The organism is Streptomyces sp. NPDC059897 (genome assembly GCF_042730865.1).
Lineage (GTDB): Bacteria > Actinomycetota > Actinomycetes > Streptomycetales > Streptomycetaceae > Streptomyces.
The window spans coordinates 1-25,908 of sequence record NZ_JBHWKQ010000039.1 but is presented as its reverse complement, the minus strand read 5'-3'; the positions used below and the strand labels follow the sequence as shown (position 1 = coordinate 25,908).

Genomic DNA, 25,908 nt, shown 5'->3' with positions numbered 1-25,908 from the left:
CGCAGCGAAAACCTGGTCCTGTGGAGCAGTTTGGAGTGCTCGCCACCCTGTCAAGGTGGAGGCCGCGGGTTCAAATCCCGTCAGGACCGCAGTAAGAAAGAACCCCCGCACCGTACGGTGCGGGGGTTCTTTCGTTTCCAGGGGCGCATGGGCGCCGCACGGACGCCACGCGACGCCGCGAGGCCGCCCCGCACGGCCCGCTGACCGCCCGTCACCCCCGCGGCGCTCCTGGGGCCCGCCAGGAAGGCCCCTGGAGCGCCCTGAGAGCGCCCGCGAGCCCGGTCGGGACGAAAGACCCTCGAAAGGGTGACCAAAGCCGACCCTGCGCGGCCTCAACTGGTGGCAGCCTGGGGAGAGTCGACGAACCGGCAGGGGCCGCGCACCGGCACCGGAGCCCAATAGCGCAAGGGCGTCACCTGCAACAAGCGACGGGGCGTGTGACGGGTGTCACCGAACTTGTTTTGGAAACACCGTTTCTTACCCCCTCCCTACAACGGCTCAATTTAATATGTGCAATTGCACCACCCCCGACACGTCGCCACAGGGGTGCACACGAACCCCCACCGCAGGCCGGCCCGCGCGCACAAAAAAGATCGCGCTGGACCCGGCGGAGTCCAGCGCGATCGAGTGACGCTTCCACGAGGCAGTTGAGATGACGCCTCGGCGGTCTTCATAAGAAGGAGTCCTGTTGGGGCAGGACCCGCGTCGAGTGGAGCTATGGGTGGGCGCGCGCCAGGTTGGGGGACCTGAAACGCCCGTATTGCTGCGTTATGCGGTGCCTCAGGCCTCGCTGCGCTGCTGCGGGATACCCGCAAGCAGAGCGCGGACCTCGGCCTCGCGGTAGCGGCGGTGTCCGCCGAGCGTACGAATCGACGTGAGCTTGCCAGCCTTCGCCCAGCGCGTGACCGTCTTGGGGTCGACGCGGAACATCGTGGCGACCTCAGCCGGGGTCAGCAGCGGCTCGGCATCAGGGGTGCGAGCGGTCATGAGCGGCCTCCTCGGAGAACCGAACCTTCTCGGTTCATTCCTCTAAATTCTGCACCTTGACCCGCGTTGCCCGAAATGGCGGACGCGAGTCGAGTCGGTTATAGGACGAACGGCTTGTCCTCGGCACTACAACTACACCATCCGTCCAGCCACGTCGGCCAAACCGATGGAATTGCCCTCCCAGGTGTTCATCAGCGACGGATGCCGATGGACCGTGCCATAGCGGACAGTCACGCCACAGTGACGATCAGTCACAGAGCGATCAGGAGCCATCAGACCCCCCAGCGGCAGTGCAATGCTGAGTAATCCGTCCATGGTTGGACTTAGTTGGACGGAAGGAGCCCTCCCCGGACTCCTTGTCCTATTTTGGCACGAGGAGGGGTGATGGGCGCAAGGTCCCCGTAAGTGCCGTCCGTCACGCTTGAGGCAAACGCCCGGATCGGGACGTAGGTCCCGAAGGCCGGTGTGAGCGGCCTCACTTGGGGATTCAGTTCGCGAACTGCCGGTCGCGCGCCGACCGCCAGCGTTCCACAAGCCTCGCGTACGCCTCGCCCGCACCGTCCTCGTCACCGACGCGCAGCGCCGCGATCCCCTCGGCGACATCGGCCGCCGAGTGGTCGTCCTCGAGGAAGTCCTGCGGCAGGGCGTGCACGAGCCCGCCGTAGTCGAGCTCGACGTACGAACGGGGGTGGAACTCCTCCAGCCAGCGCCCCACATCTACCAGGCCGTCGATCAAGGGGCCTTCCTCGATCGAGTCCTTCAGCGCCTTCAGGCCCCGGGCGACCCGGCGCCTCGCCTGCACCATCGGCGTGCGATAGCGCAGCCGCGGGACGCCGGCGCCCCCGTCCTCGTCGCCCTTCGGCTCGTACTCGCGCTCGTCGTCCGACACGAGCACGAACCAGTTGATCGGCACCTGCCAGGTGGTCGTCCGGATCCAGGGCCTGGCGTCCGGATTGCGCTCCAGCCAGCGGTCGTAATCGGCGGCCGACTGCCGGCGCAGCACCGGCGGGATCGCCGCGTCCAGGACCGTGGGCGGCAGCTCACCCGGCAGCTCGTCCAGGGCCTGCCAACCGCGCAGCCGGGTGCGCCAGGGGCACACGCACACCACCCCGTCGATCACGATCACGAACGCGTCGTCGCTCTCGTGCACCGGCACGGGCACCGGAGGCGTGGGCAACAGATCGGCCAAAGAACGGCGCAATTCATCCTGACAAGAGGGGAGACTCTCGCGTTTCGCGTAGCGCTCCCAATGGCCGCGCTCCGGCTGCGGGAAGGCTGCGAGGGGTTCGTACACGCGCAGATACGCCGCGTACGGGACGGAAACCGAGGACACCTTGGGCACGGCTGCTCCCTCCCCCGCCCACCGGCTGGAAAACACTGCAAATCGTCCCACGTGGCGACGCGGCGGGATTCGGGCCTGCTTGCGGCCCTTGCGGGCGCGCGAGGGTGATCCTTGGCACTGCGCCCGTGGCGGGCCCGCGCACGCTCTAATCTCTTGCCCACAAGCACCGACGGAAGGCCCGCCACCCGCACGGGATTCCGCCCAACCGCCGCTATGTACTTGGGAGTCACCACAGTGACCGATGTGACCGGCGACGCTGTCACCACCTCCGACACCTCCGGCGCCCGAGGCGTCCTGCACACCCTCTTCCGTCCCCAAGCTCTCGACTCCGCTCGAGCAGGGGAGGCCCCATTGGAACAGGGCGGCCACGAGCAGGTCGTCCTCTGCCAGGACCGGGCCAGCGGCCTCAAGGCCGTCATCGCCCTCCACAGCACCGCCCTGGGCCCGGCCCTCGGCGGCACCCGCTTCTATCCGTACGCCTCCGAGGAGGCGGCGGTCGCCGACGCGCTGAACCTCGCGCGCGGCATGTCCTACAAGAACGCCATGGCCGGGCTCGAGCACGGCGGCGGCAAGGCGGTGATCATCGGCGACCCCGCGACGATCAAGAGCGAGGCGCTGCTCCTCGCCTACGGCCGGTTCGTGGCCTCGCTCGGTGGCCGCTACGTCACCGCGTGCGACGTCGGCACGTACGTCGCCGACATGGACGTCGTGGCCCGCGAGTGCCGCTGGACCACCGGCCGCTCCCCCGAGAACGGCGGCGCGGGCGACTCCTCCGTGCTCACCGCCTTCGGCGTCTTCCAGGGCATGCGGGCCAGCGCCCAGCACGTGTGGGGCGACCCGACGCTGCGCGGCCGCAAGGTCGGCGTCGCCGGGGTGGGCAAGGTCGGCCACCACCTGGTCGAGCACCTCCTGGAGGACGGCGCCGAGGTCGTGGTGACCGATGTCCGCGAGGAGTCCGTGCGGCGGATCACCGAGCGGCACCCCGAGGTCGCGGTCGCGGCCGACACCGAGGCCCTGATCCGCCTGGAGGGTCTCGACATCTACGCTCCGTGCGCCCTGGGCGGGGCGCTGAACGACGACAGCGTGCCGGTACTGACCGCGAAGGTGGTGTGCGGCGCGGCCAACAACCAGCTCGCGCACCCGGGCGTCGAGAAGGACCTCGCGGACCGCGGGATCCTCTACGCGCCGGACTATGTGGTCAACGCGGGCGGGGTCATCCAGGTCGCCGACGAACTGCACGGCTTCGACTTCGACCGGTGCAGGGGCAAGGCCGCGAAGATCTTCGACACGACGCTTTCCATCTTTGCTCGTGCGAAGGCCGATGGGATTCCGCCGGCCGCGGCGGCCGACAGGATCGCCGAGCAGCGGATGGCGGAGGCGCGCGGACGGGGCTGATGACGGCCCTTGGGTAACGAGCATCACGCCCCTCGGCGGGTCGCTCCTCGGGAAGAGGTTAAAATCGCAGCTGACCAGCGAGGAAAGGGCTCCTGGCTGGTCCTGCGCACACGCGCGTCCTGCGGGCGACGTACCGTATGGGCGTGGGCTCAGGTACCGTGGAAGCCCTACGGACCGGTCTCCCTGCGGGGAGTCCGTTCCAGATCATGTACGCGTGTCAAGACTCTGGGGCCATGAAGCCCCATCACCGAGGGGGTCGAGCCATGGGGCGCGGCCGGGCCAAGGCCAAGCAGACGAAGGTCGCCCGCCAGCTGAAGTACAACAGCGGCGGGACTGACCTGTCGCGTCTGGCCAACGAGCTAGGCGCATCCACGTCGGATCCGGTATCGAATCAGCCGCCGAACGGCGAGCCTTTCGAGGATGACGACGAGGAAGACGACCCGTACGCCCGCTACGCGGACGCGTACGACGAGGACGAGGACGAGGACGGCGAGTCCGGTCCTTCGTCACAGCGCCGCGGCGCTTGACCTCGTAACACGTCAGTCAGCGGCGTCACAGTCGCTGCACTTCACCCGGTCCGGGGTGGTCACTACGCCGGACCGGGTTTTGTGCTGTCCGTACAAGGAGCGCGGGGCGCCCCCCACGGGGACTACTTCGCGTAGTCACCCGTGAGCTCGGCGCCCGTCGTGTGCTCGCCGCGCTCGACGATCTCACCGGCGACCCAGGAGTCGACGCCCCGGTCGGCCAGCGTCGCGAGGGCGACCTCCACCGACTCCTGCGGCACGATCGCCATCATGCCGACGCCCATGTTCAGCGTCTTCTCCAGCTCCAGGCGCTCGACCTGGCCCTTCTTTCCGACCAGGTCGAAGATCGGGTCCGGGGTCCACGTGGAGCGGTCGACCGTGGCGTGCAGGCCGTCCGGGATCACGCGGGCCAGGTTCGCCGCGAGGCCGCCGCCCGTGATGTGGCTGAAGGCGTGGACCTCGGTGGTGCTGATGAGCGAGAGACAGTCCAGGGAGTAGATCTTCGTCGGCTCCAGGAGCTCCTCGCCGAGCGTGCGGCCGAGTTCCTCGACGTGCTCTCCCAGGTCCATCCCCGCGCGCTCCAGGAGGACGTGGCGGACCAGCGAGTACCCGTTCGAGTGAAGACCGGAGGACGCCATGGCGATCACCGCGTCACCCGTACGGATGCGATCCGGGCCCAGCAGATTGTCGTGCTCCACGACGCCCGTGCCGGCGCCCGCGACGTCGAAGTCGTCCGGGCCGAGCAGGCCCGGGTGCTCCGCCGTCTCGCCGCCGACGAGCGCGCAGCCCGCGAGGACGCAGCCCTCGGCGATGCCCTTCACGATGCCGGCGACCCGCTCCGGGTGGACCTTGCCCACGCAGATGTAGTCGGTCATGAACAGCGGTTCGGCGCCGCACACCACGATGTCGTCCATGACCATCGCGACGAGGTCGTGGCCGATCGTGTCGTAGCGGCCGAGCTGCCGGGCGATGTCGACCTTCGTGCCGACGCCGTCGGTGGCCGAGGCGAGCAGCGGGCGCTCGTACTTCTTGAGGGCGGAGGCGTCGAAGAGGCCGGCGAAGCCGCCGAGGCCGCCGAGGACCTCGGGGCGCTGCGTCTTCTTCACCCACTCCTTCATCAGCTCTACGGCGCGGTCGCCGGCTTCGATGTCGACGCCCGCGGACGCGTAGCTGGCACCAGTGGTCTCAGACATTGCCTGGGATCTTTCGGTTGATGAATCGGGGTCTACGGGCGACGGATCGCGTCGGACGCAGCCGTGGACGCAGGACCTGCGGCCAGTTCCGTCTCCAGGAGCTGCTTGCCGAGGAGCTCCGGGTCGGGGAGGTCCATCGGGTACTCGCCGTCGAAGCAGGCCCGGCAGAGGTTCGGCTTGGCGATGGTGGTCGCCTCGATCATGCCGTCGATGGAGATGTACGAGAGCGAGTCGACCCCGAGCGAGGTGCCGATCTCCTCGACCGTCATGCCGTTGGCGATCAGCTCCGCGCGGGTGGCGAAGTCGATGCCGAAGAAGCAGGGCCACTTGATGGGCGGCGAGGAGATCCGGACGTGGATCTCGGCCGCGCCGGCCTCGCGGAGCATGCGGACCAGGGCGCGCTGGGTGTTGCCGCGCACGATCGAGTCGTCGACGACGACCAGGCGCTTGCCCTTGATGACTTCCTTGAGCGGGTTCAGCTTCAGACGGATGCCGAGCTGGCGGATCGTCTGGGAGGGCTGGATGAACGTGCGCCCGACGTAGGCGTTCTTCACCAGGCCGTTGCCGAACGGGATGCCGGAGGCCTCCGCGTAGCCGACCGCGGCCGGAGTTCCGGATTCCGGAGTGGCTATGACGAGGTCGGCGTCGGCCGGAGCCTCCTTGGCGAGCCTGCGGCCCATCTCCACACGGGAGAGGTACACGTTCCGGCCCGCGATGTCCGTGTCCGGGCGGGCCAGGTACACGTACTCGAAGACGCAGCCCTTCGGCTTTGCTTCGGCGAAGCGGGACGTTCGCAGGCCGTTCTCGTCGATGGCGACGAACTCGCCCGGCTCGATCTCGCGGACGAAGCTGGCGCCGCAGATGTCGAGCGCGGCGGTCTCCGAGGCGACGACCCAGCCGCGCTCCAGGCGGCCGAGGACCAGCGGGCGGATGCCCTGCGGGTCACGTCCGGCGTACAGGGTGTTCTCGTCCATGAAGACGAGCGAGAAGGCGCCCTTGACCTGGGGCAGCACCTTGGCGGCCGCCTCTTCCACGGTCAGCGGCTTGCCGTCCTCGTCGACCTGCCCCGCGAGCAGGGCCGTCACCAGGTCGGTGTCGTTGGTGGCGGCGACCTGGGTCGCGCGCCCGTTCTCCTTGGGGAGTTCGGCGACCAGCCCGGCGAGCTCCGCCGTGTTGACCAGGTTGCCGTTGTGCCCGAGGGCGATCGAACCGTGCGCGGTGGCACGGAACGTCGGCTGGGCGTTCTCCCAAACGGAGGCTCCGGTGGTCGAGTAGCGGGCGTGACCGACCGCGATATGACCTTGCAGGGAACCTAGGGATGTTTCGTCGAAGACCTGGGAGACGAGTCCCATGTCCTTGAAGACGAGGATCTGGGAGCCATTGCTGACCGCGATTCCCGCGGATTCCTGACCCCGGTGTTGGAGGGCGTAGAGCCCGAAGTACGTGAGCTTTGCGACCTCTTCACCCGGAGCCCAGACACCGAAGACGCCACAAGCGTCCTGGGGGCCTTTCTCGCCGGGGAGCAGGTCGTGATTGAGTCGACCGTCACCACGTGGCACGTCTTCGAGTGTAGTCGTGATCCCCCAGTGGTCCGAATTGGGGACCGGGGCTACGCGGGTTGACCGGGGCGGATGTGACCCAACTCATCGCTGCGTCCGCAGTACGGACCAGTGGTTGACAGGTGTACGTCAGTCTCGGCAGAGTCCCTGCCCATGCAGCCACTCCGTGACCACGCGGTCACCCTTGTGGAGCGCCGCCACGTCGACCTGGTCCGTGTCGCGAGCGCGATCTGTCTCTGTGCGTGATTGACCTTCCCCTGCCCTGACGCCCGTACGACGTCCCTGCCCTGACGTCCGTACGCCGTCGGCCGGCGGCTTCCGCCCGTGTGCCGGAGCCGCTCAGCACCGCATTCCCGCGCCCCGCCGAGGCGCGGCTTTCGCGCGCCGCTTCGGCGGCCCATCACCCCGGAGACCCCATGCCTTCGCATGCCTCTCGCCTGTCCCGTCGCGCCCTCGGCGGTGCCGCCGTCGCCACCGTCGCCGCCGCCGGAGTCGGGGCGGCCACGTCCCGGACCGCGCAGGCGGCCGAGCCCCGTGAGAGGCCCTTCCGGGCCGCCTCCGGCCGCGGGTCGCGGCGGCCGAACATCCTGTTCATCCTGGGCGACGACCTCGGCTGGGCGGATCTCTCCTCGTACGGCTCCCCGCACATCAAGACGCCGAACCTGGACCGGCTGGCCCGGCAGGGCGTGCGGTTCACGGACGCGTACAGCGGCTCCGCGACCTGCTCCCCGACCCGGTTCAGCCTCTACACGGGCCGCTATCCGGGGCGTACGAAGGGCGGTCTCGCGGAGCCCATCGCCGACCGGTCCGTGGGGCTCGACCCGAACCACCCCACGCTCGCCTCGCTGCTGCGCGGCGCCGGCTACGCGACGGCCCTGATCGGCAAGTGGCACTGCGGTTATCTGCCGGACTACTCGCCCACCAAGTCGGGCTGGGACGAGTTCTTCGGGAACTTCGGCGGGGCCCTGGAGTACTACTCGAAGCTGGGCCTCGGCGGCGAGTACGACCTCTACGAGGGCGAGGTGAAGGAGGGCGACGCCGAGTACAAGGACCTGCGCTACTACACGCGGATCCTGACCGAGCGGGCGAGCGAGTACGTGCGGCGGGACCACGGCGACAAGCCGTGGCTGCTCAACCTGAACTTCACGACCCCGCACTGGCCGTGGATCGCCGACGGGGACGAGGAGGCGAGCGCCGAGGTCGTACGGCGGATCAAGGCGGGCGACAAGCGGGCGCTCTTCCACGACGACGGCGGATCGGTCGAGAAGTACACGGAGATGGTCCAGGACCTGGACCGCTCGGTCGGGCAGGTGCTGCGGGCCCTGAAGGAGTCCGGGCAGGAGCAGGACACGCTGGTCTTCTTCGCCTCGGACAACGGCGGCGAGCGCTTCTCCTACAACTGGCCGCTGTCCGGCAACAAGTCGTCCCTCCAGGAGGGCGGCATCCGCGTCCCGACCATCGTGCGCTGGCCCGCCCGGATCGACGGCGGGCAGGTCAGCCACGAGCCGGTGTTCACCCCCGACTGGACCGCGACGCTCCTGGAGATCGGCGGGGCCCGCCCCGACAAGGCGTACCCGCTCGACGGCACCAGCCTCGCGGGCTACCTGCTGCGCGGCGAGGAGTTGGCGCAGCGCGAGCTGTTCTGGCGGGTGCGCGGGGAGCGGGCCGTGCGGCGCGGCGACTGGAAGTACTACCGGGGCAGCGGCGGCGCCGACCAGCTGTTCAACCTGGCGGCCGACCGGCGCGAGCAGGCGGACCGGGCGGCCGCCGAGCCGAAGCTGCTGGCCGAGTTGAAGGCGGTGTGGGAGAAGACGGACGCGCAGCTGCTGCCGTATCCGTCCTGAGGTCCCGGTCCGCCCGTCCGGGTCACCCGTCGGCGGCGGTGAGGCCGATGCCGCTGCCGTCGGGCTTCTTCAGGGTGAGCGAATCGCCCTGGATGTCGTAACCGACCTTGTTCTTCAGGACCTTGAGCATCGCCTGCTCGACCTCGCCGGCCGCTCCGATGCAGCCCATGCGGGTGGTGCTCAGCGGCCCGAAGGTGATGTGGCCGTCCTTGACGGTGGCCTTGGTACGGGCGCTATTGCAGCCGAGGCGGGCGCTGGCGTGGCCGTCCTTGTCGAAGACGAGGCGGGCCCTGCCCTCGGCGGCCTTCGGCAGGGACCGGGTGGTGGCGCCGGTGTTCAGACTGGTGACGGTCCACTTGGTGCCGACGAGCGTGGCGTCACGCTGTTTGGCGAGGGTGACGGTGTCGCCGTTGGCTCGTGTGAGGGTCAGCCGGTCGTTGCCGTCCCCGGCCGCCTTGACCGTGTTCTTGTCCGCAAGGGCACGGGCCAGCGTGTCCTCGAAGGCGCGTACGCCCTTGTCCTCGCAGAGCATCATGGTCCGCTCCGCCTTGCCCAGGTCGACGCTGTCGCCGGTGACCTCGGCCGCCGCGTCGAAGCGGTTGCAGCCGTAGTTGCCGCGCACCCGCTCGTCCGAGACGAACTCGAGGTACGCGCTGCCCGGGGCCTTCGTCGCCTTGCCGTCCACCGTCACGTTCTGCACGGACCAGTGGACGCCGGTGAGCGGGGCCCCGCCCGCGCTCGTCGAGCCGGCCTTCTCGTCGCCGCAGGCGGTCACGGTGGCCAGCGCGGCGAGCGGCAGGGCGGCGGTGCTGATCAGGGCACGTTTGCGGGTTGTACGTAGCGTGAGCATGGCAATGGGACGTGGCGGCCCGCGTTCCGGTTCCGGCTCGCGGCACGTTCCGTGCGCATCACGCCATGATCGGCAGCAGCTCCGCCAGGTCGGCCCGCTCCCCGCTCGCGCTCACCAGCGCGCCGTCCACGGCCTCGGCCCACGGCAGCCGTCCCGTGGCGAGCCTGATCCAGGTGAGCGGGTCGGTCTCCACGACGTTCGGCGGGGTGCCGCGGGTGTGCCGGGGGCCCTCGACGCACTGGACGACGGCGTACGGCGGGATCCGGACCTCGGTGGAGGCGCCCGGGGCCTTGGTGGCGAGGGCGTCGGCGAGGATCCGGGTGCAGGCGGCCAGGGCCTGGCGGTCGTACGGGATGTCGAGGCCCGGCACCGCGTCGTTCAGGTCGTCGGTGTGGACGATCAGCTCGACGGTGCGGGTGACCAGGTAGTCCGCGAGGGTCATGTGGCCGGTGCGGTTGGCGACGAGCGCTTCGCCGTCGTGCTCGGCGAGGGACCGTTCGAGGCCCTGCGCGGCCTCGGCGTACAGCGTCGCGAGGTCGTTGCCGGCCGCGAGTTCGCGCACGTACGCGTCGATGTCCTCGGCGTACGGCGCCGAGGTCATCGGCCAGTCCTGCGGCCGGAGTTCGGCCTTGCCCGAGCCGGCCGCGGCGAGGCCACGGGCGACGGCGCTCGACGCCATCGTGATGTGCGCGGCGAGCTCCCGCACGGTCCAGTCCCCGAGCCGCGTCGGCGCGGCAAGCTGCTCGGGGGTGAGTCCCTCGACGCCCTTGCGTACGGCGGCGAACTGGGCCAGTACGGCGCTGCGGGTCTTGTCGGGGTGGTACGTGCGGGGCTTCCTCTTGGCCGGTGGCATGGGGGTGAGCCTACGGCTGGGGGCGGCGCCGCGCCCGAGGCCGTCGTATCGGTGCGCGGCACCGGGGTGCCGCCTTGCCCACCCTGCCGCCCGATGGGGTCTCCCCTGCTCGGAGCTTGTCGCAGAGCTTGGGGAAGGCAGATTGCCCAAGGCGGCGGAGCGGCGCGATCGAGCACGGGAGAGCAAAAGGCCCCTGCCCGTCGATACCGGCAGGCAGGGGCCCAGATCACACGCGGGGGCGCTAGGCGAGCAGCGCCGGAATCGTGCCCTCGTGCGCCGTCCGCAGCTCGTCGAGGGAGAGCGCGAACTCGCCCTGGACGTCGACCGAGTCGCCGTCGACGACACCGATGCGGGTGACGGGCAGACCGCGCGCCCCGCACATGTCGTTGAAGCGGAGCTCCTCGCTGCGCGGGATCGACACGACCGCGCGGCCCGCCGACTCCGAGAACAGGAACGTGAACGCGTCCAGGCCCTCCGGGACGATCAGGCGCGCGCCCTTGCCCCCGAGCAGCGCCGACTCGACCACGGCCTGGATCAGGCCGCCGTCGGACAGGTCGTGCGCGGCGTCGATCATGCCGTCGCGGGAGGCCGAGATGAGGATCTCGCCGAGGAGGCGCTCGCGCTCCAGGTCGACCTTGGGCGGCAGTCCGCCGAGGTGGTCGTGGACGACCTGCGACCAGGCCGAACCGCCGAACTCCTCGTGGGTGTCACCGAGCAGGTAGAGGAGCTGGCCCTCTTCCTGGAAGGCGACCGGGGTGCGGCGGGCGACGTCGTCGATCACGCCGAGCACGGCCACGACCGGCGTCGGGTGGATCGCGGCCTCGCCCGTCTGGTTGTAGAGCGAGACGTTGCCGCCGGTCACCGGGGTGCCGAGCTGCTGGCAGCCGTCGGCGAGACCGCGGATGGCCTCGGCGAACTGCCACATGACGGCCGGGTCCTCGGGCGAACCGAAGTTCAGGCAGTCGGAGACGGCGAGGGGCTTCGCACCGGTGGTGGCGACATTGCGGTACGACTCGGCCAGCGCGAGCTGCGCGCCCGTGTACGGGTCGAGCTTCGCGAAGCGGCCGTTGCCGTCGGTCGCGATGGCGACGCCGAGGCCGGTCTCCTCGTCGATGCGGATCATGCCCGAGTCCTCGGGCTGCGCGAGGACGGTGTTGCCCTGCACGAAGTGGTCGTACTGCTGGGTGACCCACTTCTTCGACGCCTGGTTCGGCGAGGAGACGAGCTTGAGGACCTGGTCCTTCAGCTCCGCGCCGTTCGCCGGACGGGGCAGCTTGCCCGCGTCGTCGGCCTGCAGCGCGTCCTGCCAGTCGGGGCGGGCGAGCGGGCGCTCGTAGACGGGGCCGTCGTGCGCGACCGTGCGCGGGTCGACGTCGACGATCTTCTCGCCGTGCCAGAAGATCTCCAGGCGGTCGCCGTCGGTCACCTCACCGATGACGGTGGCGATGACGTCCCACTTCTCGCAGATCTCCAGGAAGCGGTCGACCTTGCCCGGCTCGACCACGGCGCACATGCGCTCCTGCGACTCGCTCATGAGGATCTCCTCAGGAGAGAGCGTGGAGTCGCGCAGCGGCACGTCGTCCAGCTCGACGCGCATACCGCCCGAGCCGTTCGACGCCAGCTCGGAGGTGGCGCAGGAGATACCGGCGGCGCCCAGGTCCTGGATGCCGACGACGAGCTTCTCGGCGAAGGCCTCCAGGGTGCACTCGATGAGGAGCTTCTCCTGGAACGGGTCGCCGACCTGCACGGCGGGACGCTTCGACGGCTTCGCGTCGTCGAAGGTCTCGGAGGCCAGGATCGAGGCGCCGCCGATGCCGTCGCCGCCCGTGCGGGCGCCGTACATGATGACCTTGTTGCCCGCGCCGGACGCCTTCGCGAGGTGGATGTCCTCGTGCCGCATGACGCCGATGGCACCGGCGTTGACCAGCGGGTTGCCCTGGTAGCAGGCGTCGAAGACCAGCTCGCCGCCGATGTTCGGCAGGCCGAGGCAGTTGCCGTAGCCGCCGATGCCGGCGACGACGCCGGGCAGCACGCGCTTCGTGTCGGGGTGGTCGGCCGCGCCCATGCGCAGCGGGTCGACCACGGCGACGGGGCGGGCGCCCATCGCGATGATGTCGCGGACGATGCCGCCGACACCGGTGGCCGCGCCCTGGTAGGGCTCGACGTACGACGGGTGGTTGTGCGACTCGACCTTGAAGGTCACGGCGTAGCCGTTGCCCACGTCGACGACGCCGGCGTTCTCGCCGATGCCGACGAGCAGCGCGTCGGACTGCGGAGCCTTCTCGCCGAACTGGCGCAGGTGGACCTTGGAGGACTTGTACGAGCAGTGCTCGGACCACATGACCGAGTACATGGCGAGCTCGGCGCCGGTGGGCCGGCGGCCGAGGATCTCCACGACCCGCTCGTACTCGTCCTTCTTCAGGCCGAGTTCGGCCCAGGGCAGCTCGACGTCGGGAGTCTTCGCGGCGTTCTCGGTGGTGTCGAGGCTCATGAGGCGGCGACCAGCTTCTTGAGGATCGAGGTGAAGAACGGGAGGCCGTCGGTGCGGCCGGACCCGATGAGGGGCTCGACGGCGTGCTCCGGGTGCGGCATCAGACCGACGACGTTGCCCGCCTCGTTCGTGATGCCCGCGATGTCACGGAGCGAGCCGTTGGGGTTTCCGTATCCATCAGCGGCTGCGCCGCGGGCCACGTACCGGAAGGCGACGCGACCCTCCGCCTCCAACATGTCGAGCGTGCGCTCGTCGGCCACGTAGCGGCCGTCCATGTTCTTCAGCGGGATGTGGATCTCCTGGCCGGCCTCGTAGTCGGAGGTCCAGGCCGTGCCCGCGTTCTCCACCCGCAGCTTCTGGTCGCGGCAGATGAAGTGCAGGTGGTCGTTGCCGAGCATGGCGCCGGGGAGCAGGTGGGCCTCGGTGAGGACCTGGAACCCGTTGCAGATCCCGAGGACCGGGAGGCCCGCCTTCGCCTGGTCGATCAGCGTCTCCATCACGGGCGAGAAACGCGAAATGGCGCCCGCGCGCAGGTAATCGCCGTAGGAGAAACCACCGGGCAGGACGACCGCGTCGACCTGCTTCAGGTCCTTGTCCTTGTGCCAGAGCGCGACCGGCTCGGCGCCCGCGAGCCGGATCGCGCGCTGGGTGTCGCGATCATCGAGGGAACCGGGAAAGGTGACGACGCCAATACGAGCCGTCACTTTTCGGCTCCCACCGCGGGCTCTTCCACCTTGACGGTGAAGTTTTCGATCACGGTGTTGGCGAGGAAGGTTTCCGCCAGCTCATGGATACGGGCAAGAGCGGCGTCATCCACCGGCCCGTCCACTTCGAGCTCGAAACGCTTTCCCTGACGTACGTCGGAGATGCCGTCGAAACCGAGGCGCGGCAGCGCACGCTGCACCGCCTGGCCCTGGGGGTCGAGGATCTCCGGCTTGAGCATGACGTCGACTACGACGCGTGCCACTGGCACTCCCGGTGTGTGGGTTGAGCTGGTCCGTTCAGCGTACCTGCCCAAATTTTCTACTCGCGTAGACAGTAGGAAGCTACGAGATGCGGATCACGCGTTATGGCAACGACATGAGATCCCCACGGAAAATTAAGGGAAAGACTTCGGATAACTGCCCCGCGAGACACACCGAGACTTTTAACTGGTCTTCCCACTGCAATGCCCGACAGGGTAAAAAGGAATTGGTAACAGCAAAGCTGTCTGCATCACCGCACGTCAAAGCGGGGTGCTGGACGAAGGGACCGATATTCGTGGCGCAGCGTGTCGTGGTCACCCTCTTTGACGACATCGACGGCGGGGAAGCGGCGGAAACGGTCGCATTCGGTCTCGACGGTTCGTCGTACGAGATCGACCTCAACAAGGCGAATGCCCATCAACTGCGCGAAGCGCTGGCCCCCTACCTGGAGGCGGGCCGCAAGCGGTCCAGCAGGACCGGCAAGGCGTACAAGCGCACCGAGGTCGGCCCCGATCCGGCCGCCGTCCGCGCCTGGGCCCGCTCGAACCACTTCGACGTGCCGCCGCGCGGCCGCATCCCGAAGCGGGTCTACGAGGCGTTCTCCGCGGCCAACTGAGCCCGCGCGCCCGCCGCCCGGAGCCTCTCGGCGACCGGACTTGCGCTGCACCCCCGAGGGTCGGCTAAAGTCTGGAGCACGCCGAGGGGCGAGGCCGCAGGGCCGGACCTCACGGAGTACATGCGGGTGTAGTTCAGTAGTAGAACATCCTCCTTCCAGGAGGAAGGCGCAGTGTGCAATTCCTGTCACCCGCTCCGCATCGTGTACCGAGCACTTCGGTGAGTACGGTAGGCTGATGCAAGCAGTGCGAACGTAGCTCAGTTGGTAGAGCGCAACCTTGCCAAGGTTGAGGTCGCGAGTTCGAACCTCGTCGTTCGCTCAGAGAACGAAAGCCCCGGTCCTCGGACCGGGGCTTTCGTCGTTCCCGGCCGCCGTCTGACATTTGTCATGCGAGCCGATGACAGCGCGCACTGCCGGACTCCCGCCGCTGGCGGAAGGCTGGACCCATGACCAGCAACGAGCGCGTGATCGACGTCACCGATCTGCGCCGCGTGTACGGGGACGACACCAAGGGTTCCTTCGAGGCGGTGCGCGGAGTCAGCTTCTCCGTGGGCCGCGGCGAACTCTTCGCCCTCCTTGGCACGAACGGCGCCGGAAAGACCTCCACCGTCGAACTCATCGAAGGACTCGCGGCCCCGGCCGGCGGCCGGGTGCGGGTGCTCGGGCACGACCCGTACACCGAGCGGGACCGGGTACGGCCGCGGATCGGGGTGATGCTGCAGGACGGCGGATTCCCCAGCGAGCTGACCGTCACCGAGACCATGCGGATGTGGGCCGGGTGCACGAGCGGGGCCCGGCCCATCGGCGAGGCCCTGGACGCGGTGGGGCTCGGCAAGCGCGGGAAGGTGCGCGTCAAGCAGCTGTCCGGCGGCGAGAAGCGGCGGCTCGACCTCGCCCTCGCGCTGCTCGGGCGGCCCGAGGTGCTCTTCCTCGACGAGCCGACCACCGGCCTCGACGCCGAAGGGCGCCGCGACACCTGGGAGTTGGTGCGCCGCCTGCGCGAGGAGGGCACCACCGTGCTGCTGACCACGCACTACCTCGAAGAGGCCGAGGAGCTCGCCGACCGGCTCGCGATCCTGCACGAGGGCCGGATCGCCGCCGAGGGCCGCGTCGACGAGGTCGTCGCCGCGCAGCCCTCGCACATCTCCTTCGAACTGCCCGACGGGTACTTCGTGGGCGACCTGCCGCCGCTCGGCTCGCTCGGCGTCGACGCGCACGACATCGAGGGCCGGCTGATCCGGCTGCGCACCGAGGACCTGCAGCGGGCCGCGACCGGGGTCCTCGTGTGGGCCAGGGACGCGGGCGTCGAACTGCGGCGGCTCGATGTCCGCGGCGCATCGCTGGAGGAGGCGTTCCTGCGGATCGCGCAGGACGCCAGGGGCTCCGCGGGGGAGCCGGACCGGGAGAAGGAGATGGCGGTATGAGTACGGGTACGGCTACGGCCACAAGCACGGGCACGGCGGCGCCGACGACGACCTCCGCGGGGCGGCTCAAGGCGCTCGCGCGGGCCGAGTTCACGCTCATCGGGCGGAGCAAGGGCGTGCTGTTCACGGCGGTCTTCGTGCCGCTCGTCCTGCCCTTCAGCGTCTCCCAGACCGTGGACAAGGGTGATCTGAAGGGCGCCGGGCTCAACCTCGGCACCGTCATGGTCTCCTCGGCGATCGCCTTCTCGCTGCTGTTCGCCGTGTACAGCTCGCTGGTGAGCGTGTACGCGTCTCGGCGCGAGGAACTCGTCCTCAAGCGGCTGCGCACCGGCGAGCTGCGCGACCTGGAGATCCTCAGCGGGGCCGCGGTGCCGTCCGTCGTGATCGGGCTCGTGCAGTGCGCGGCGGTGGCCGTCGTGTGCACGTTCGCGCTGGACGCCGGGGCTCCCGAGGCGCCTCAACTGGTCCTGCTCGGCGTGCTGTTGGGCATCCCGCTGTGTGTCGCGCTCGCCGCCCTCACCACGGTCTTCAGCCGCAGCGTGGAGAGCGCCCAGGTCGCCGCGATGCCCATGCTGCTCGTGTCGATGATCGGCTCCGGGGCCGTCGTGCCGCTGGAGATCCTTCCGGACAAGCTCGCGGCCGTCTGCGAGCTGCTGCCGCTGACCTCGGCGCTCACCCTGGTGCGGGGCGGCTGGAGCGGGAGCCTGTCCGGCGAGGAGTCGCTGAAGGCGATCGTCATCGCGGTGGCCTGGATTCTGGTCGCGGTGTTTGCTGTGCAGAAGCGGTTCCGGTGGGAGCCGCGGCGCTGAGAGGGGCTGACGTGCGGGTTCGCTGGCGGGAGCGGAGCAAGATCGAGCGGGTCGAGTTGCAGAACCGGGTGATGCTGCGCGCGCTCTGCTGGTTCTTCTTCGCGTCCTGGAGCCTGTGGCCGCTGATCGGCGGCATCCGGCACACCGGCCTGGCGTACGGGCTGAGCGGCGCCATGCTCCTCGTACAGCTGCTCCAGTGCGCGGTCGCCGACCGGCACATCCCGGCCGCGCTCGATCAGTACCTGGGGCGCGGGGCGGTGCCGCGCAAGCTGCAGATCGCGGCCCTCGCGCTCACCGCGGTGTCGCTCGGCCTGATCGCGGCGCTGATCGGCACGACTGCGCTGGAGCACGGTCTGTTCGCGCTGCCGCTGCTGTTCGCGCCGACCCCGCTCGGGCTCGCGTACGCGCTTCTCGTGCCGCCGCGCCGCTTCCTGTTGCAGTGGGGCGTGGCCACGCTCGCCACCCTCGGCGTGTTCGCGCTCGCGGGCGCGGACCTCGGCCAACTCGGGGTGTCCGCGGGCATGCTGGCCCTCACCGGGCCGCTGTCCCTGCTGTGCTCGCGCTGCGGAGCCTGGAACCTCTCCGTCATGTGGGACTCCGAGCGTGCCCGTGAGGTCGAGGCCCGGCTCGCCGTCGCCGAGGAGCGGTTGCGGTTCGGGCGGGATCTGCACGATGTGATGGGGCGCAATCTGTCCGTCGTCGCGCTCAAGAGCGAACTCGCGGTGCAGCTCGCGCGGCGCGGGCGGACCGAGGACGCCGTGGCACAGATGACCGAGGTGCAGCGCATCGCGCAGGAGTCGCAGAAGGAGGTCCGTGAGGTCGTGCGGGGGTATCGCGAGGTCGACCTGGGCGTCGAACTTGCCGGTGCGCAGGGCGTGTTGAGCGCCGCCGGGATCGCGTGCACGGTCACCGGGTCCGCGGCCGGACTGCCGGGAGACGTGCAGTCCGCGCTCGGCTGGGTGGTGCGGGAGGCCACGACGAACGTGCTGCGGCACGGCGACGCGAAGGCCTGCCGGGTGGATCTCGTGACCGGGGCGGAGGAGGTCGTGCTGACGGTGGAGAACGACGGGGCGGGGACCGGGGCCGGGGGCGGGCAGGGGTCCGGGCTCGCGGGGCTTCGGGAGCGGTTGGCCGCGGTGGCCGGGGAGTTGGAGGCGGGAGAGGTGCGGGCCGGAGTGTTCCGGGTGGTGGCAAGGGTGCCGGTGGCGGGAGCGCCGGAGCCGGCCGCGGTGCGGGAGACGTCCGCGGAGGGCGTCCGATGACCGTGCACGTACTGCTGGCCGACGACGAGCACCTCATCCGGGGTGCGCTCGCCGCGCTGCTCGCCCTTGAGGACGATCTGGTCGTCGTCGCCGAGGCGGCCACCGGCCCCGAGGCGCTCGCCATGGCGCGGGCGCACAAGCCGGATGTCGCCGTGCTCGATCTGCAGATGCCGGGCGCCGACGGTGTGAGTGTGGCCACATCGATCCGGGACGAACTGCCCGGCTGCCGCACCATGATCGTGACCAGCCACGGGCGTCCCGGTCACCTGAAGCGGGCCCTCGCGGCGGGCGTGCGGGGCTTCGTACCGAAGACGGTGAGCGCGCAGCGGCTCGCGGAGATCATCCGCACCGTGCACGCCGGAAACCGGTATGTGGACCCGGAGTTGGCGGCCGACGCGATCTCCGCCGGGGACTCGCCGCTGACCGCGCGCGAGGCCGAAGTGCTCGAACTGGCGGCGGACGGCGCGCCCGTTTCGGAGATCGCGGAGCGGGCCGCGCTGTCCCAGGGCACGGTCCGGAACTATCTGTCGTCGGCGGTCTCGAAGCTCGGCGTCGAGAACCGGCACGCGGCCGTGCGTCTCGCACGCGAGCGAGGTTGGGTATAGTTGGCGTCGCGCCACGGCGCAGCGGCACCGCGCAAGCGGCGCTTGCGAACGTAGCTCAGTTGGTAGAGCGCAACCTTGCCAAGGTTGAGGTCGCGAGTTCGAACCTCGTCGTTCGCTCCGGAAAGAAAGGCCCCGGTCCTCCTCGGACCGGGGCCTTTCTCGTTGCCGCATTGTTTTGCTACGCGTTCCAGGGCGTGCCCGTCAGCAGCTCGTACGCCTCGATGTACTTGGCGCGGGTCGCGGTGACGACCTCGTCCGGGAGCGCGGGCGGCGGCTGCTCGCTCTTGCGGTCCCAGCCGGAGGCCGGCGAGGTCAGCCAGTCGCGCACGAACTGCTTGTCGTAGGACGGCTGGGCGCGGCCCGGCTGCCACTGGTCGGCCGGCCAGAAGCGGGAGGAGTCCGGGGTCAGCACCTCGTCGGCGAGGATCAGCTCGCCGTCCTTGTCGAAGCCGAACTCGAACTTCGTGTCCGCGAGGACGATGCCGCGCTCGCGCGCGATGTCCCGGGCCCGGCTGTAGACGGCGAGGGTGGCCTGGCGCAGCTGCGCGGCCGTCTCCGGGCCGACCTGGCGGGCCACCTCCTCGTAGCTGACGTTCTCGTCGTGCTCGCCGACCTCGGCCTTCGTGGCGGGCGTGAAGATCGGGGCGGGCAGCTCGGAGCCGTCCTCCAGGCCCTCGGGGAGGGCGAGGCCGCAGACCGTGCGCGACTCGTTGTACTCGACGAGGCCCGAACCGGTGAGGTAGCCGCGGGCCACGGCCTCGACCGGGACCATGTCGAGGCTCTTGCAGACGAGGGTGCGGCCCGCCCAGTCGGCGGGGGCGCCCTCGGGCAGCTCCTGCGAGATCACGTGGTTCGGGATCAGGTCCTGGAGCTGGTCGAACCACCACAGCGACAGCTGCGTGAGGACCTTGCCCTTGTCCGGGATCGGCGAGGGCAGCACCCAGTCGTAGGCGGAGATGCGGTCGGTGGCGACCATCACGAGGTCGCCCGCCTCGTTCCGGTACAGGTCCCGCACCTTGCCGGTGTGGAGATGCACCAGGCCCGGCACCTGAACAGGCTCGGGCTTTTCGACGAATCCGGACATGGTTCCTCCCCGTGGGTCTGTACGAGTACCCCGATTCTCCCGTACGTGGGGGCGGGTTTTGGCCACGGGGCGAGGTGGCGCGCTGTGGGCTCGGTCTCCTCGCCGGTCGCGTCAGTCGCGTTTGCAGATGCGGTCGAGGAGGTTCGCCGTCGCCCGCTGGATCCGCGGGTCGACGTGGCCGGGGCGGTCCAGGGCCGGGGACCAGGCGAACGTCCCGGACGCGAAGACCAGCGCCCCGGACGGCGACCGGTACAACGATGTCTCCTGGTGCCTGCGGGCCTTGTCGCTGTCGCGGTACGGGGAGTGGGCGAGCAGGACGCGGTCCTGGTGCTCGGGCAGCGAGGTGCGCGGGAAGTAGCGGTCGGCCTCGCCGGCGACCAGCCCTTCTATCTCGTCCCCCTCGTGCGCGCCCGTCGCCTCCCACAGCCAGTGGTCCGCGTTCCGCACGATCAAGGGGTGCGGGTCGGGGACCCGGCCCGCGTACTGGATGCCCATCAGCTGCTGTTCCGGCTTGTCGATCTCCCGCCACAGCGTGGGCTTTCCGGGGCCTCTGCGCTTGCGGCAGGTGAGCAGCCGGTCCGGTACGCCGGACGGGGCCGGGCCAAGATCCACCTGCCAGTACATGGTGTTGGCGGAGAGGAAGACGAGCGACGTCCCGTTCTCCCGGGCCAGCTCGGTGGTGCGGCGCATGTTCGCCGACCAGTACTCGTCGTGCCCCGGGAAGACCAGGCCCCGGTAGCGGGTCGGGTCGATGCGGCCCGCGTGCAGATCGCGGGCGTCGGCGTACGCCAGGTCGTACCCGTACCGCTCCGCCCAGCGGATGAAGTCGTACGCGTGCCCCACGTGCAGGGGCAGGCCCGCGCCCGCGTACGGGCGGTCGAAGGAGACCGTGATCGCGGCCTCGCTCTCGCCGAGCAGCCGGCCGTCCTCGTCCCACGCGTGGTAGAGGCTGGCGCCCGTCCGCCCGTCCTCCGGGTAGAGGTTGTACGCCTGCCAGGTGATGTCGGGGAGCAGGAGCAGCAGGTCGGCGGGCTCGGCGTCGCGGACCGTGAAGGGGATGTGCGAGCGGTATCCGTCGAGCGTCGTGAGGACGGCGACGTACGCGCCGACATTCCAGTACGAGGGGATCTGGAGCCGCCACGACAGCCACCAGTGGTGGCACGAGACCGTGCGGTCCGCGGTCAGCGGGGGCGGCTGGACGATGCCGGACAGGCGCGGGCTCGTGGTGATCTTGCGGGCGCCGTCGCCCCCGTAGTGGCCGATGCGGTAGACGTCCACGGTGAACTGCTGCGGCGGGTCCACCGTGATGTGGAAGTCGATCGCCTCGCCGGGGGCCGCGGCGCCCGTCGAGGTGAAGCCCTTGATCTGGCGGTGCACGTCGTCGGCGGTGCGGGGGCCGCTGGTGCGCGGGGCCGGGATGTCGTGCGCACCGGGCCGCGGGACATGGTCGGCGTACCAGGGAACGACCTGTCCGGTGTCGTCGAAATAGTGCTCACTTCCGCGCAGCCAGGGGAGCGGTCCCTGTCCGAACGGGTCCGTGACCGCGTGCGCCAGCGCGCCCGATTCCCAGCGGGGGGTACGCGCGCGGGGCGGGGGGATGTCCTTGCTCGCCAGGTCCTTCGGGTTTCCCTCCCTGTCCGGCCCCATGCGTGCTCCCCTCCCTCGCTCCCCCGAGCCCTCACCCGCGGTCATGTCCGCGACCGGTCCCAGCACATCACATTACGCACGCACTCCGTCACCGTTCGTCGCGAATTGACGAGAGTGGAACGATTCCCTCCGGATTTCCGGGAGTTGCGGGGATCGGGCGGCGCCTCACACGAGGCGCACCGGCTTCTCCGCGCGGACGCCCCGGCGCGCGAGCCAGTCCTTGAGCGGCTCCACGTCACCGTCCTCCACCAGGCTCAGTACGCGGGGGGACAGGTCTGCCGTCCGCTCCCCGTCCACCAGCAGTGACGGGCCGTCCAGCCAGTCCAGGCCCGGCGCCGCGCCCGCCGTGTCCACGGCGGCGCAGCAGACCATCGCGGTGACGTGATCGGCCAGCAATTCCCGCCCGCTGCGCGGCGGTTGCAGCGGGAACAGCGGCAGCGCGCCCTCGTCCCACAACGCCCCGTCCGGACTCCCCTGCCCGGCGGGCGGCCCCGATGACACCGGCCGCGCACTCTCCTCCCGGGCCACCTCGGCGGCGAGGGTGGCGGAGAGGGCGTCGAGGACGGCCCCGTCCCGTCCGGCGCCAACCACGGTCTCATCGAGCCCCTCGGCGGCGGGTGCGGAGAAATCAAGCCCCTGCGGCGATTGAGCAGCGGGGTCCGGGGCGGAGCCCCGAGGCGTGGGATCGGAGGGCCGATCCGAACCGGCCCCGGAACCCGGCGCCGCCGAAAGGTGATCCAGGACCCGGGCCAGCGTCGGCCCCTCCGCACCCCCGGAGGGAACCCGGACGCCCAAGGCATCCAGCACCCGGTGCAGCCGCGCCGCGTCCGCCCGCCACTTCCGGTCCACGACCTCGTCCGGATACTCCTGCCAGTCCACCGGCGCCCAGTCCGGGCCCCGCTCGGCCGGGCCGCCGTGGAAGAGGCGGGCGGCCAGCAAGGACGCCGCCTCGTCGACGGTCCCGGGCTCCTCCAGCAGGTCGCACGCGGGCCGCTCGCCGAGCCGCGAGGCGAAGCTCCCGTCCTGCGCCGCGAGGCGGTCCCGCCGGGACAGCTCGGTCAGCGCCGCGACCACGCCCGCGTCGAGCCGGGCCGGCCAGCGGCCCATCCGCCAGGCCGGCAGCGCGACCCGGGTGAGCAGCCGGTCCCAGCCCGCGTACGCGAGGCCGACCTGCTCCTGGGCGACGATCCGCAGGCCGTAGTCCACCGCCTGGGCCCGCTCGGCGGCGGCCGCGGCGACGCCGCGCTCCATCTCCGCGGCGTGCACCCGGCAGCCGGTCAGCAGCAGCCGGGCGACCCGGCCGACGCCGCCGAGCACGACGCGGGCCAGCGGCCCGCGGCCACCGGCGGAGGAGTCCGCCACCGCCGCGTCGAGCCCGCGGATGAAGCGCCGGGCCGCGGCTATGTCGGGGTGCGCCGAAGGGCCCGTACCGGCGACGACCGGGGCGAGGACGGCGCGCAGCTCGGCCACCCGCATCCACCACAGGAAGGGGGAGCCGATGACGAGGACGGGCGCGGCGGGAGCCTTGGGATCACCGGAGCCGGCGTCTCCCGGGCCACGGCGCGCGGGCGGGCCGTGCGCCGGATGCGTACGGTCCTCGAGCCAGCTGTCGCAGTCCGGGGTGAGCGCTATCGCCGAGGGCGCCGGAACGTCGAGCCGGTCCGCCAGGTCGCGCACCAGCCGGTAAAGGTCGGGGGCGGTCTTCTCCGCGATCGGCACCGTCGGACTGACCGCCGGGCGGGCGCGCGCCACGACGAGGGCCACGGCGGCGGCCGCGAGCAGGACGACGAGGGCGATCGCGCTGACGACGCCGCGCGCGACGTCCCAGCCCCCGCCCGTCAGATGACCCGTGCTGCCGCCCGCGAGCAGCACCACTGAGGCGGCTGCGGGAAGCAGCGCCACGGCCGTCGCCCTGCTGCGGATGCGCAGCACGGCGAGGGCTCGGGAGCGCGCGCTCTGCGCACCCATCTCCACACCCGTACCGGACACGACCGATGTCACCCCCTGCTGCCCTTGCCTGGTGCCCAGCCGAAGGCCGAGGCCCGCGGCAGAGCTCTGGTGGCGTTGCTCACTCCCCCACAATGGCACCCGCCACTGACATCGCAATGCCGGTGGTCCGTCTGGTTCTGCGCGGCTCGCACGGGTGCCGTAACTCCGTGCGCCGCACCCTAGTTGGGGGTTCCGGCCTCGTCAGCCGGTTGGGCCAGCGGTCACTCGATTGAATGGCTTTGGGTAGAGGTGGGTGACATCGGGCGCCGGGCAGGCGAGGGTGTGGCCCGCCCGGCACCGGTCGCCGTCAGTGGCCGGAAGCAGCCTTCGCGGCGATGTCCGTGCGGTGCTGCGAGCCGTCGAGGCCGATGCGGTCCACGGCCGCGTACGCGCGCTCGCGGGCCTGCGTCAGGTCGCCGCCGACCGCGGTGACGGACAGCACGCGGCCGCCCGCGCTGACGACCGCGCCGCTCTCGCCGTCCCGCTTGGTGCCCGCGTGCAGCACGTACGCGTTCGGGGCGTCCTGCGCGGTCACCTCGTCGAGGCCGGTGATCGGGTCGCCGGTGCGCGGGGTGCCGGGGTAGTTGTGCGAGGCGACGACGACGGTCACGGCCGCGTCCTCGCTCCAGCGCAGCGGCTCGAGGTCGGCGAGCGTGCCGTTGGCCGACGCCAGCAGGACACCGGCAAGCGGCGTCCTGAGGCGGGCCAGGACGACCTGGGTCTCGGGGTCGCCGAAACGGGCGTTGAACTCGATGACGCGGACGCCGCGGCTGGTGATCGCGAGTCCGGCGTAGAGCAGGCCGGAGAACGGGGTGCCGCGCCGCGCCATCTCGTCGACCGTCGGCTGGAGCACCGTGTCGAGGACTTCCCCGACCAGCTTCGGGTCGGCCCACGGGAGCGGCGAATAGGCGCCCATGCCGCCGGTGTTGGGGCCCTCGTCGTCGTCGAGCGCGCGCTTGAAGTCCTGGGCGGGCTGGAGCGGGACGACGGTGGTGCCATCGGTGATCGCGAAGAGGGAGACCTCGGGGCCGTCGAGGAACTCCTCGATGACGACCCGCTCGCAGGCCTTCGCATGGGCGCGGGCCTCCTCGATGTCCTCGGTCACGACGACGCCCTTGCCCGCGGCGAGGCCGTCGTCCTTCACGACGTACGGGGCGCCGAACGCGTCGAGCGCCGCGTCGATCTCCGCTGCGTTGGTGCAGACGTAGCTGCGGGCGGTGGGGACGCCGGCGCCGGCCATGACGTCCTTGGCGAACGCCTTGGAGCCCTCCAGCTGGGCGGCCTCGCCGGACGGGCCGAAGACGGGGATGCCGGCGGCGCGGACCGCGTCGGCGACACCGGCGACCAGGGGTGCCTCGGGTCCGACGACGACGAGGCCGGCCTCCAGCTCCTGGGCGAGTGCGGTGACCGCCGCGCCGTCGAGGGCGTCGACCGCGTGCAGCTCGGCGACCTCGGCGATGCCTGCGTTGCCGGGAGCACAGTGCAGGGCGGTGACGTCGGGGTCGAGGGACATTGAGCGGCACAGGGCGTGTTCGCGGGCGCCGCTGCCGATGACGAGGACCTTCACGCCGGTCAGCCTATCCGCCCGACCGGGGTGGTCTTGTACGGGCTACCCAAGGCGGGAGGCGGGAGGGTTTGTGGGTTCCTCCAGGCGTCCCCGGCGGCGCGGGGACGCGGCGCGCTACTCGTTCGTGAATTCCTCGACCACCGTCGCCCCCAGTTCCCGGACGATCAGGTCGTGGCCCGACAGGGACTTCTCGTCCAGGTCCGGGTCGTCGTCCTCCGGGATGTCGTCCTCCACCGACACCGAGCGGCGGGGCGGCTCCTGGGGAGCGGGGGCCGGGGCGGGCTCGGCGCTGGGCGGCGCGGGCTGCGGGGCGGACGACTGGGACGGCTGGGCCTGGGGCGCGGGGGCCGGGGCGGGGGCCGGTGCCGGGGCGGGCGCGGGGGCGTACCCGCCTCCGCCGTAGCCGCCGCCACCGCCGTATCCACCGGCGGGGCCGGGCTGCGGGGGTGCGCCGCCTCCGCCCGAGGTGTCGACGACGGCGTCGATCTTCCAGTTCGCCCCGAACTGCTCGGACAGGGCCGCCTTCAGTACGTCCTCGCTGCCGCTGCTCACGAAGTTGTCACGGGCTCCCGCGTTCACGAAGCCGAGCTGGAGCGTGGTGCCGTCGAAGCCTGTGACCTGCGCGTTCTGACTGAGCAGGATCCAGGTGAAGCGGCGCTTGTTCTTGACCGCCTCCAGGATGTTCGGCCAGAGCGTACGGGGGTCGGGGCCGCCGACCGGGGCCGGTGCGAGGGGCGCGGGGGCCTGCGCCGGGGCAGGGGCCGGTGCCTGGGGGGCGGCCGGGGCGGGCGGCTGGCCGGAGCCCGCCGCCGCGGCCGTGGGCCCGCCGCCGGGCCAGCGGGCGCCGCCCCCCCCCCCCAGTCACGTAAAAACAAAAACCAGCCCACCATACACCTCACAAA

Annotated in this window: 22 protein-coding genes, 4 tRNA genes and 1 pseudogene; 13 read left to right on the top strand and 14 right to left on the bottom strand. The window is 70.9% G+C overall.

The features are described 5' to 3' along the window. Nucleotides 1–14 precede the first annotated feature (14 nt). A tRNA-Asp gene (locus ACFV9W_RS31210) sits at nt 15–89 on the top strand. A 691-nt stretch (nt 90–780) separates the two neighbouring features. Here ACFV9W_RS31210 and bldC read toward each other — a convergent pair. Continuing rightward, a complete protein-coding gene (bldC, locus tag ACFV9W_RS31205) occupies nt 781–987 on the bottom strand; it encodes a developmental transcriptional regulator BldC (protein ID WP_003949541.1) in 207 nt (68 codons plus the stop codon). 487 nt (nt 988–1,474) lie between these two features. Continuing rightward, a complete protein-coding gene (locus ACFV9W_RS31200) occupies nt 1,475–2,329 on the bottom strand; it encodes a hypothetical protein (protein WP_385767607.1) in 855 nt (284 codons plus the stop codon). Nucleotides 2,330–2,563: 234 nt separating this feature from the next. Here ACFV9W_RS31200 and ACFV9W_RS31195 point away from each other — a divergent pair, with 234 nt between their 5' ends. Both ACFV9W_RS31195 and ACFV9W_RS31190 read left to right on the top strand, forming a co-directional pair. Beyond that, nucleotides 2,564–3,724: a Leu/Phe/Val dehydrogenase gene (locus ACFV9W_RS31195; protein WP_385767604.1), complete on the top strand. Its 1,161-nt coding sequence runs from the start codon at nt 2,564–2,566 to the stop codon at nt 3,722–3,724. A 263-nt stretch (nt 3,725–3,987) separates the two neighbouring features. Next, nucleotides 3,988–4,251, top strand: a complete 264-nt coding sequence (locus ACFV9W_RS31190) for a DUF3073 domain-containing protein (RefSeq protein WP_385767602.1) — start codon at nt 3,988–3,990, stop codon at nt 4,249–4,251. A gap of 122 nt (nt 4,252–4,373) precedes the next feature. Here ACFV9W_RS31190 and purM read toward each other — a convergent pair whose 3' ends face one another. Beyond that, nucleotides 4,374–5,441, bottom strand: coding sequence for a phosphoribosylformylglycinamidine cyclo-ligase (gene purM / locus ACFV9W_RS31185; RefSeq protein WP_385767599.1), 1,068 nt, complete (start codon nt 5,439–5,441; stop codon nt 4,374–4,376). 32 nt (nt 5,442–5,473) lie between these two features. Beyond that, nucleotides 5,474–7,000: an amidophosphoribosyltransferase gene (purF, locus tag ACFV9W_RS31180; RefSeq protein WP_385767596.1), complete on the bottom strand. Its 1,527-nt coding sequence runs from the start codon at nt 6,998–7,000 to the stop codon at nt 5,474–5,476. Between the two features lie 153 nt (nt 7,001–7,153). Between purF and ACFV9W_RS31175 the strand changes: the two genes are divergently transcribed. Both ACFV9W_RS31175 and ACFV9W_RS31170 read left to right on the top strand, forming a co-directional pair. Then, nucleotides 7,154–7,246, top strand: coding sequence for a putative leader peptide (locus tag ACFV9W_RS31175; RefSeq protein WP_385767594.1), 93 nt, complete (start codon nt 7,154–7,156; stop codon nt 7,244–7,246). Nucleotides 7,247–7,416: 170 nt separating this feature from the next. Next, a complete protein-coding gene (locus tag ACFV9W_RS31170; protein ID WP_385767591.1) occupies nt 7,417–8,844 on the top strand; it encodes a sulfatase in 1,428 nt (475 codons plus the stop codon). A 22-nt stretch (nt 8,845–8,866) separates the two neighbouring features. Here the strand turns inward: ACFV9W_RS31170 and ACFV9W_RS31165 are convergent, their stop codons facing one another. The 5 genes from ACFV9W_RS31165 to purS form a co-directional block, all read right to left on the bottom strand. Beyond that, nucleotides 8,867–9,694, bottom strand: coding sequence for an META domain-containing protein (locus ACFV9W_RS31165; RefSeq protein ID WP_385767589.1), 828 nt, complete (start codon nt 9,692–9,694; stop codon nt 8,867–8,869). Nucleotides 9,695–9,752: 58 nt separating this feature from the next. After that, on the bottom strand, nt 9,753–10,547 hold the full coding sequence (locus tag ACFV9W_RS31160; RefSeq protein WP_385767586.1) for a sterol carrier family protein: 795 nt from the start codon (nt 10,545–10,547) through the stop codon (nt 9,753–9,755). A gap of 241 nt (nt 10,548–10,788) precedes the next feature. Further along, the gene (gene purL / locus ACFV9W_RS31155) at nt 10,789–13,038 is read right to left on the bottom strand and encodes a phosphoribosylformylglycinamidine synthase subunit PurL (protein ID WP_385767583.1); all 2,250 of its coding nucleotides are present in this window, start codon (nt 13,036–13,038) and stop codon (nt 10,789–10,791) included. Beyond that, the gene (gene purQ / locus ACFV9W_RS31150; protein WP_385767580.1) at nt 13,035–13,742 is read right to left on the bottom strand and encodes a phosphoribosylformylglycinamidine synthase subunit PurQ; all 708 of its coding nucleotides are present in this window, start codon (nt 13,740–13,742) and stop codon (nt 13,035–13,037) included. The genes purL and purQ overlap by 4 nt, the downstream gene beginning before the upstream one ends. Continuing rightward, entirely contained in the window at nt 13,739–14,011 is a 273-nt protein-coding gene (gene purS / locus ACFV9W_RS31145; protein WP_266712288.1) for a phosphoribosylformylglycinamidine synthase subunit PurS, read from the bottom strand. Before purS ends, purQ begins: the two co-directional genes overlap by 4 nt. 287 nt (nt 14,012–14,298) lie before the next feature. On the opposite strand from purS, the gene ACFV9W_RS31140 reads away from it, so the two are divergent. From ACFV9W_RS31140 to ACFV9W_RS31105, 8 genes are all read left to right on the top strand, one after another. Beyond that, nucleotides 14,299–14,619, top strand: a complete 321-nt coding sequence (locus ACFV9W_RS31140; RefSeq protein WP_385767577.1) for an Lsr2 family protein — start codon at nt 14,299–14,301, stop codon at nt 14,617–14,619. A 122-nt stretch (nt 14,620–14,741) separates the two neighbouring features. Further along, a tRNA-Gly gene (locus ACFV9W_RS31135) sits at nt 14,742–14,813 on the top strand. Nucleotides 14,814–14,865: 52 nt separating this feature from the next. After that, a tRNA-Gly gene (locus ACFV9W_RS31130) sits at nt 14,866–14,938 on the top strand. A gap of 127 nt (nt 14,939–15,065) precedes the next feature. Then, nucleotides 15,066–16,043 carry an ABC transporter ATP-binding protein gene (locus ACFV9W_RS31125; protein WP_385767575.1) on the top strand — a complete coding sequence of 326 codons (978 nt, stop codon included), beginning with the start codon at nt 15,066–15,068 and terminating at the stop codon, nt 16,041–16,043. Next, entirely contained in the window at nt 16,040–16,852 is an 813-nt protein-coding gene (locus ACFV9W_RS31120) for an ABC transporter permease (protein ID WP_385767572.1), read from the top strand. Before ACFV9W_RS31125 ends, ACFV9W_RS31120 begins: the two co-directional genes overlap by 4 nt. A gap of 11 nt (nt 16,853–16,863) precedes the next feature. Continuing rightward, complete coding sequence (locus ACFV9W_RS31115) at nt 16,864–18,114, top strand: sensor histidine kinase (protein ID WP_385767569.1); 1,251 nt, start codon at nt 16,864–16,866, stop codon at nt 18,112–18,114. Continuing rightward, entirely contained in the window at nt 18,111–18,719 is a 609-nt protein-coding gene (locus ACFV9W_RS31110) for a response regulator (RefSeq protein WP_385767567.1), read from the top strand. The genes ACFV9W_RS31115 and ACFV9W_RS31110 overlap by 4 nt, the downstream gene beginning before the upstream one ends. Nucleotides 18,720–18,763: 44 nt before the next feature. Beyond that, a tRNA-Gly gene (locus ACFV9W_RS31105) sits at nt 18,764–18,836 on the top strand. A 61-nt stretch (nt 18,837–18,897) separates the two neighbouring features. Here ACFV9W_RS31105 and ACFV9W_RS31100 read toward each other — a convergent pair. From ACFV9W_RS31100 to ACFV9W_RS31080, 5 genes and pseudogenes are all read right to left on the bottom strand, one after another. Then, nucleotides 18,898–19,803 carry a phosphoribosylaminoimidazolesuccinocarboxamide synthase gene (locus ACFV9W_RS31100; protein WP_385767564.1) on the bottom strand — a complete coding sequence of 302 codons (906 nt, stop codon included), beginning with the start codon at nt 19,801–19,803 and terminating at the stop codon, nt 18,898–18,900. A 111-nt stretch (nt 19,804–19,914) separates the two neighbouring features. Next, entirely contained in the window at nt 19,915–21,450 is a 1,536-nt protein-coding gene (locus ACFV9W_RS31095) for a N,N-dimethylformamidase beta subunit family domain-containing protein (protein WP_385767561.1), read from the bottom strand. A 165-nt stretch (nt 21,451–21,615) separates the two neighbouring features. Continuing rightward, a complete protein-coding gene (locus ACFV9W_RS31090; protein WP_385767690.1) occupies nt 21,616–23,418 on the bottom strand; it encodes a hypothetical protein in 1,803 nt (600 codons plus the stop codon). 328 nt (nt 23,419–23,746) lie between these two features. Beyond that, entirely contained in the window at nt 23,747–25,006 is a 1,260-nt protein-coding gene (purD, locus tag ACFV9W_RS31085) for a phosphoribosylamine--glycine ligase (RefSeq protein ID WP_385767558.1), read from the bottom strand. Nucleotides 25,007–25,120: 114 nt separating this feature from the next. Continuing rightward, nucleotides 25,121–25,855 (bottom strand): annotated as a pseudogene (locus ACFV9W_RS31080) (DNA polymerase III subunit gamma and tau); the annotation flags it as partial. Between the last annotated feature and the right edge of the window lie 53 nt (nt 25,856–25,908).

Bases quoted from the DNA above. Each gene is read 5' to 3' on its own strand.
- purM (WP_385767599.1), bottom strand. From the start codon at position 5,441: ATGTCTGAGACCACTGGTGCCAGCTACGCGTCCGCGGGCGTCGACATC.
- ACFV9W_RS31175 (WP_385767594.1), top strand. From the start codon at position 7,154: ATGCAGCCACTCCGTGACCACGCGGTCACCCTTGTGGAGCGCCGCCAC.
- ACFV9W_RS31165 (WP_385767589.1), bottom strand. From the start codon at position 9,694: ATGCTCACGCTACGTACAACCCGCAAACGTGCCCTGATCAGCACCGCC.
- ACFV9W_RS31095 (WP_385767561.1), bottom strand. From the start codon at position 21,450: ATGGGGCCGGACAGGGAGGGAAACCCGAAGGACCTGGCGAGCAAGGAC.
- ACFV9W_RS31125 (WP_385767575.1), top strand. From the start codon at position 15,066: ATGACCAGCAACGAGCGCGTGATCGACGTCACCGATCTGCGCCGCGTG.
- ACFV9W_RS31170 (WP_385767591.1), top strand. From the start codon at position 7,417: ATGCCTTCGCATGCCTCTCGCCTGTCCCGTCGCGCCCTCGGCGGTGCC.
- ACFV9W_RS31190 (WP_385767602.1), top strand. From the start codon at position 3,988: ATGGGGCGCGGCCGGGCCAAGGCCAAGCAGACGAAGGTCGCCCGCCAG.
- bldC (WP_003949541.1), bottom strand. From the start codon at position 987: ATGACCGCTCGCACCCCTGATGCCGAGCCGCTGCTGACCCCGGCTGAG.
- ACFV9W_RS31100 (WP_385767564.1), bottom strand. From the start codon at position 19,803: ATGTCCGGATTCGTCGAAAAGCCCGAGCCTGTTCAGGTGCCGGGCCTG.
- purL (WP_385767583.1), bottom strand. From the start codon at position 13,038: ATGAGCCTCGACACCACCGAGAACGCCGCGAAGACTCCCGACGTCGAG.
- ACFV9W_RS31110 (WP_385767567.1), top strand. From the start codon at position 18,111: ATGACCGTGCACGTACTGCTGGCCGACGACGAGCACCTCATCCGGGGT.
- ACFV9W_RS31160 (WP_385767586.1), bottom strand. From the start codon at position 10,547: ATGCCACCGGCCAAGAGGAAGCCCCGCACGTACCACCCCGACAAGACC.
- ACFV9W_RS31090 (WP_385767690.1), bottom strand. From the start codon at position 23,418: ATGGGTGCGCAGAGCGCGCGCTCCCGAGCCCTCGCCGTGCTGCGCATC.
- ACFV9W_RS31120 (WP_385767572.1), top strand. From the start codon at position 16,040: ATGAGTACGGGTACGGCTACGGCCACAAGCACGGGCACGGCGGCGCCG.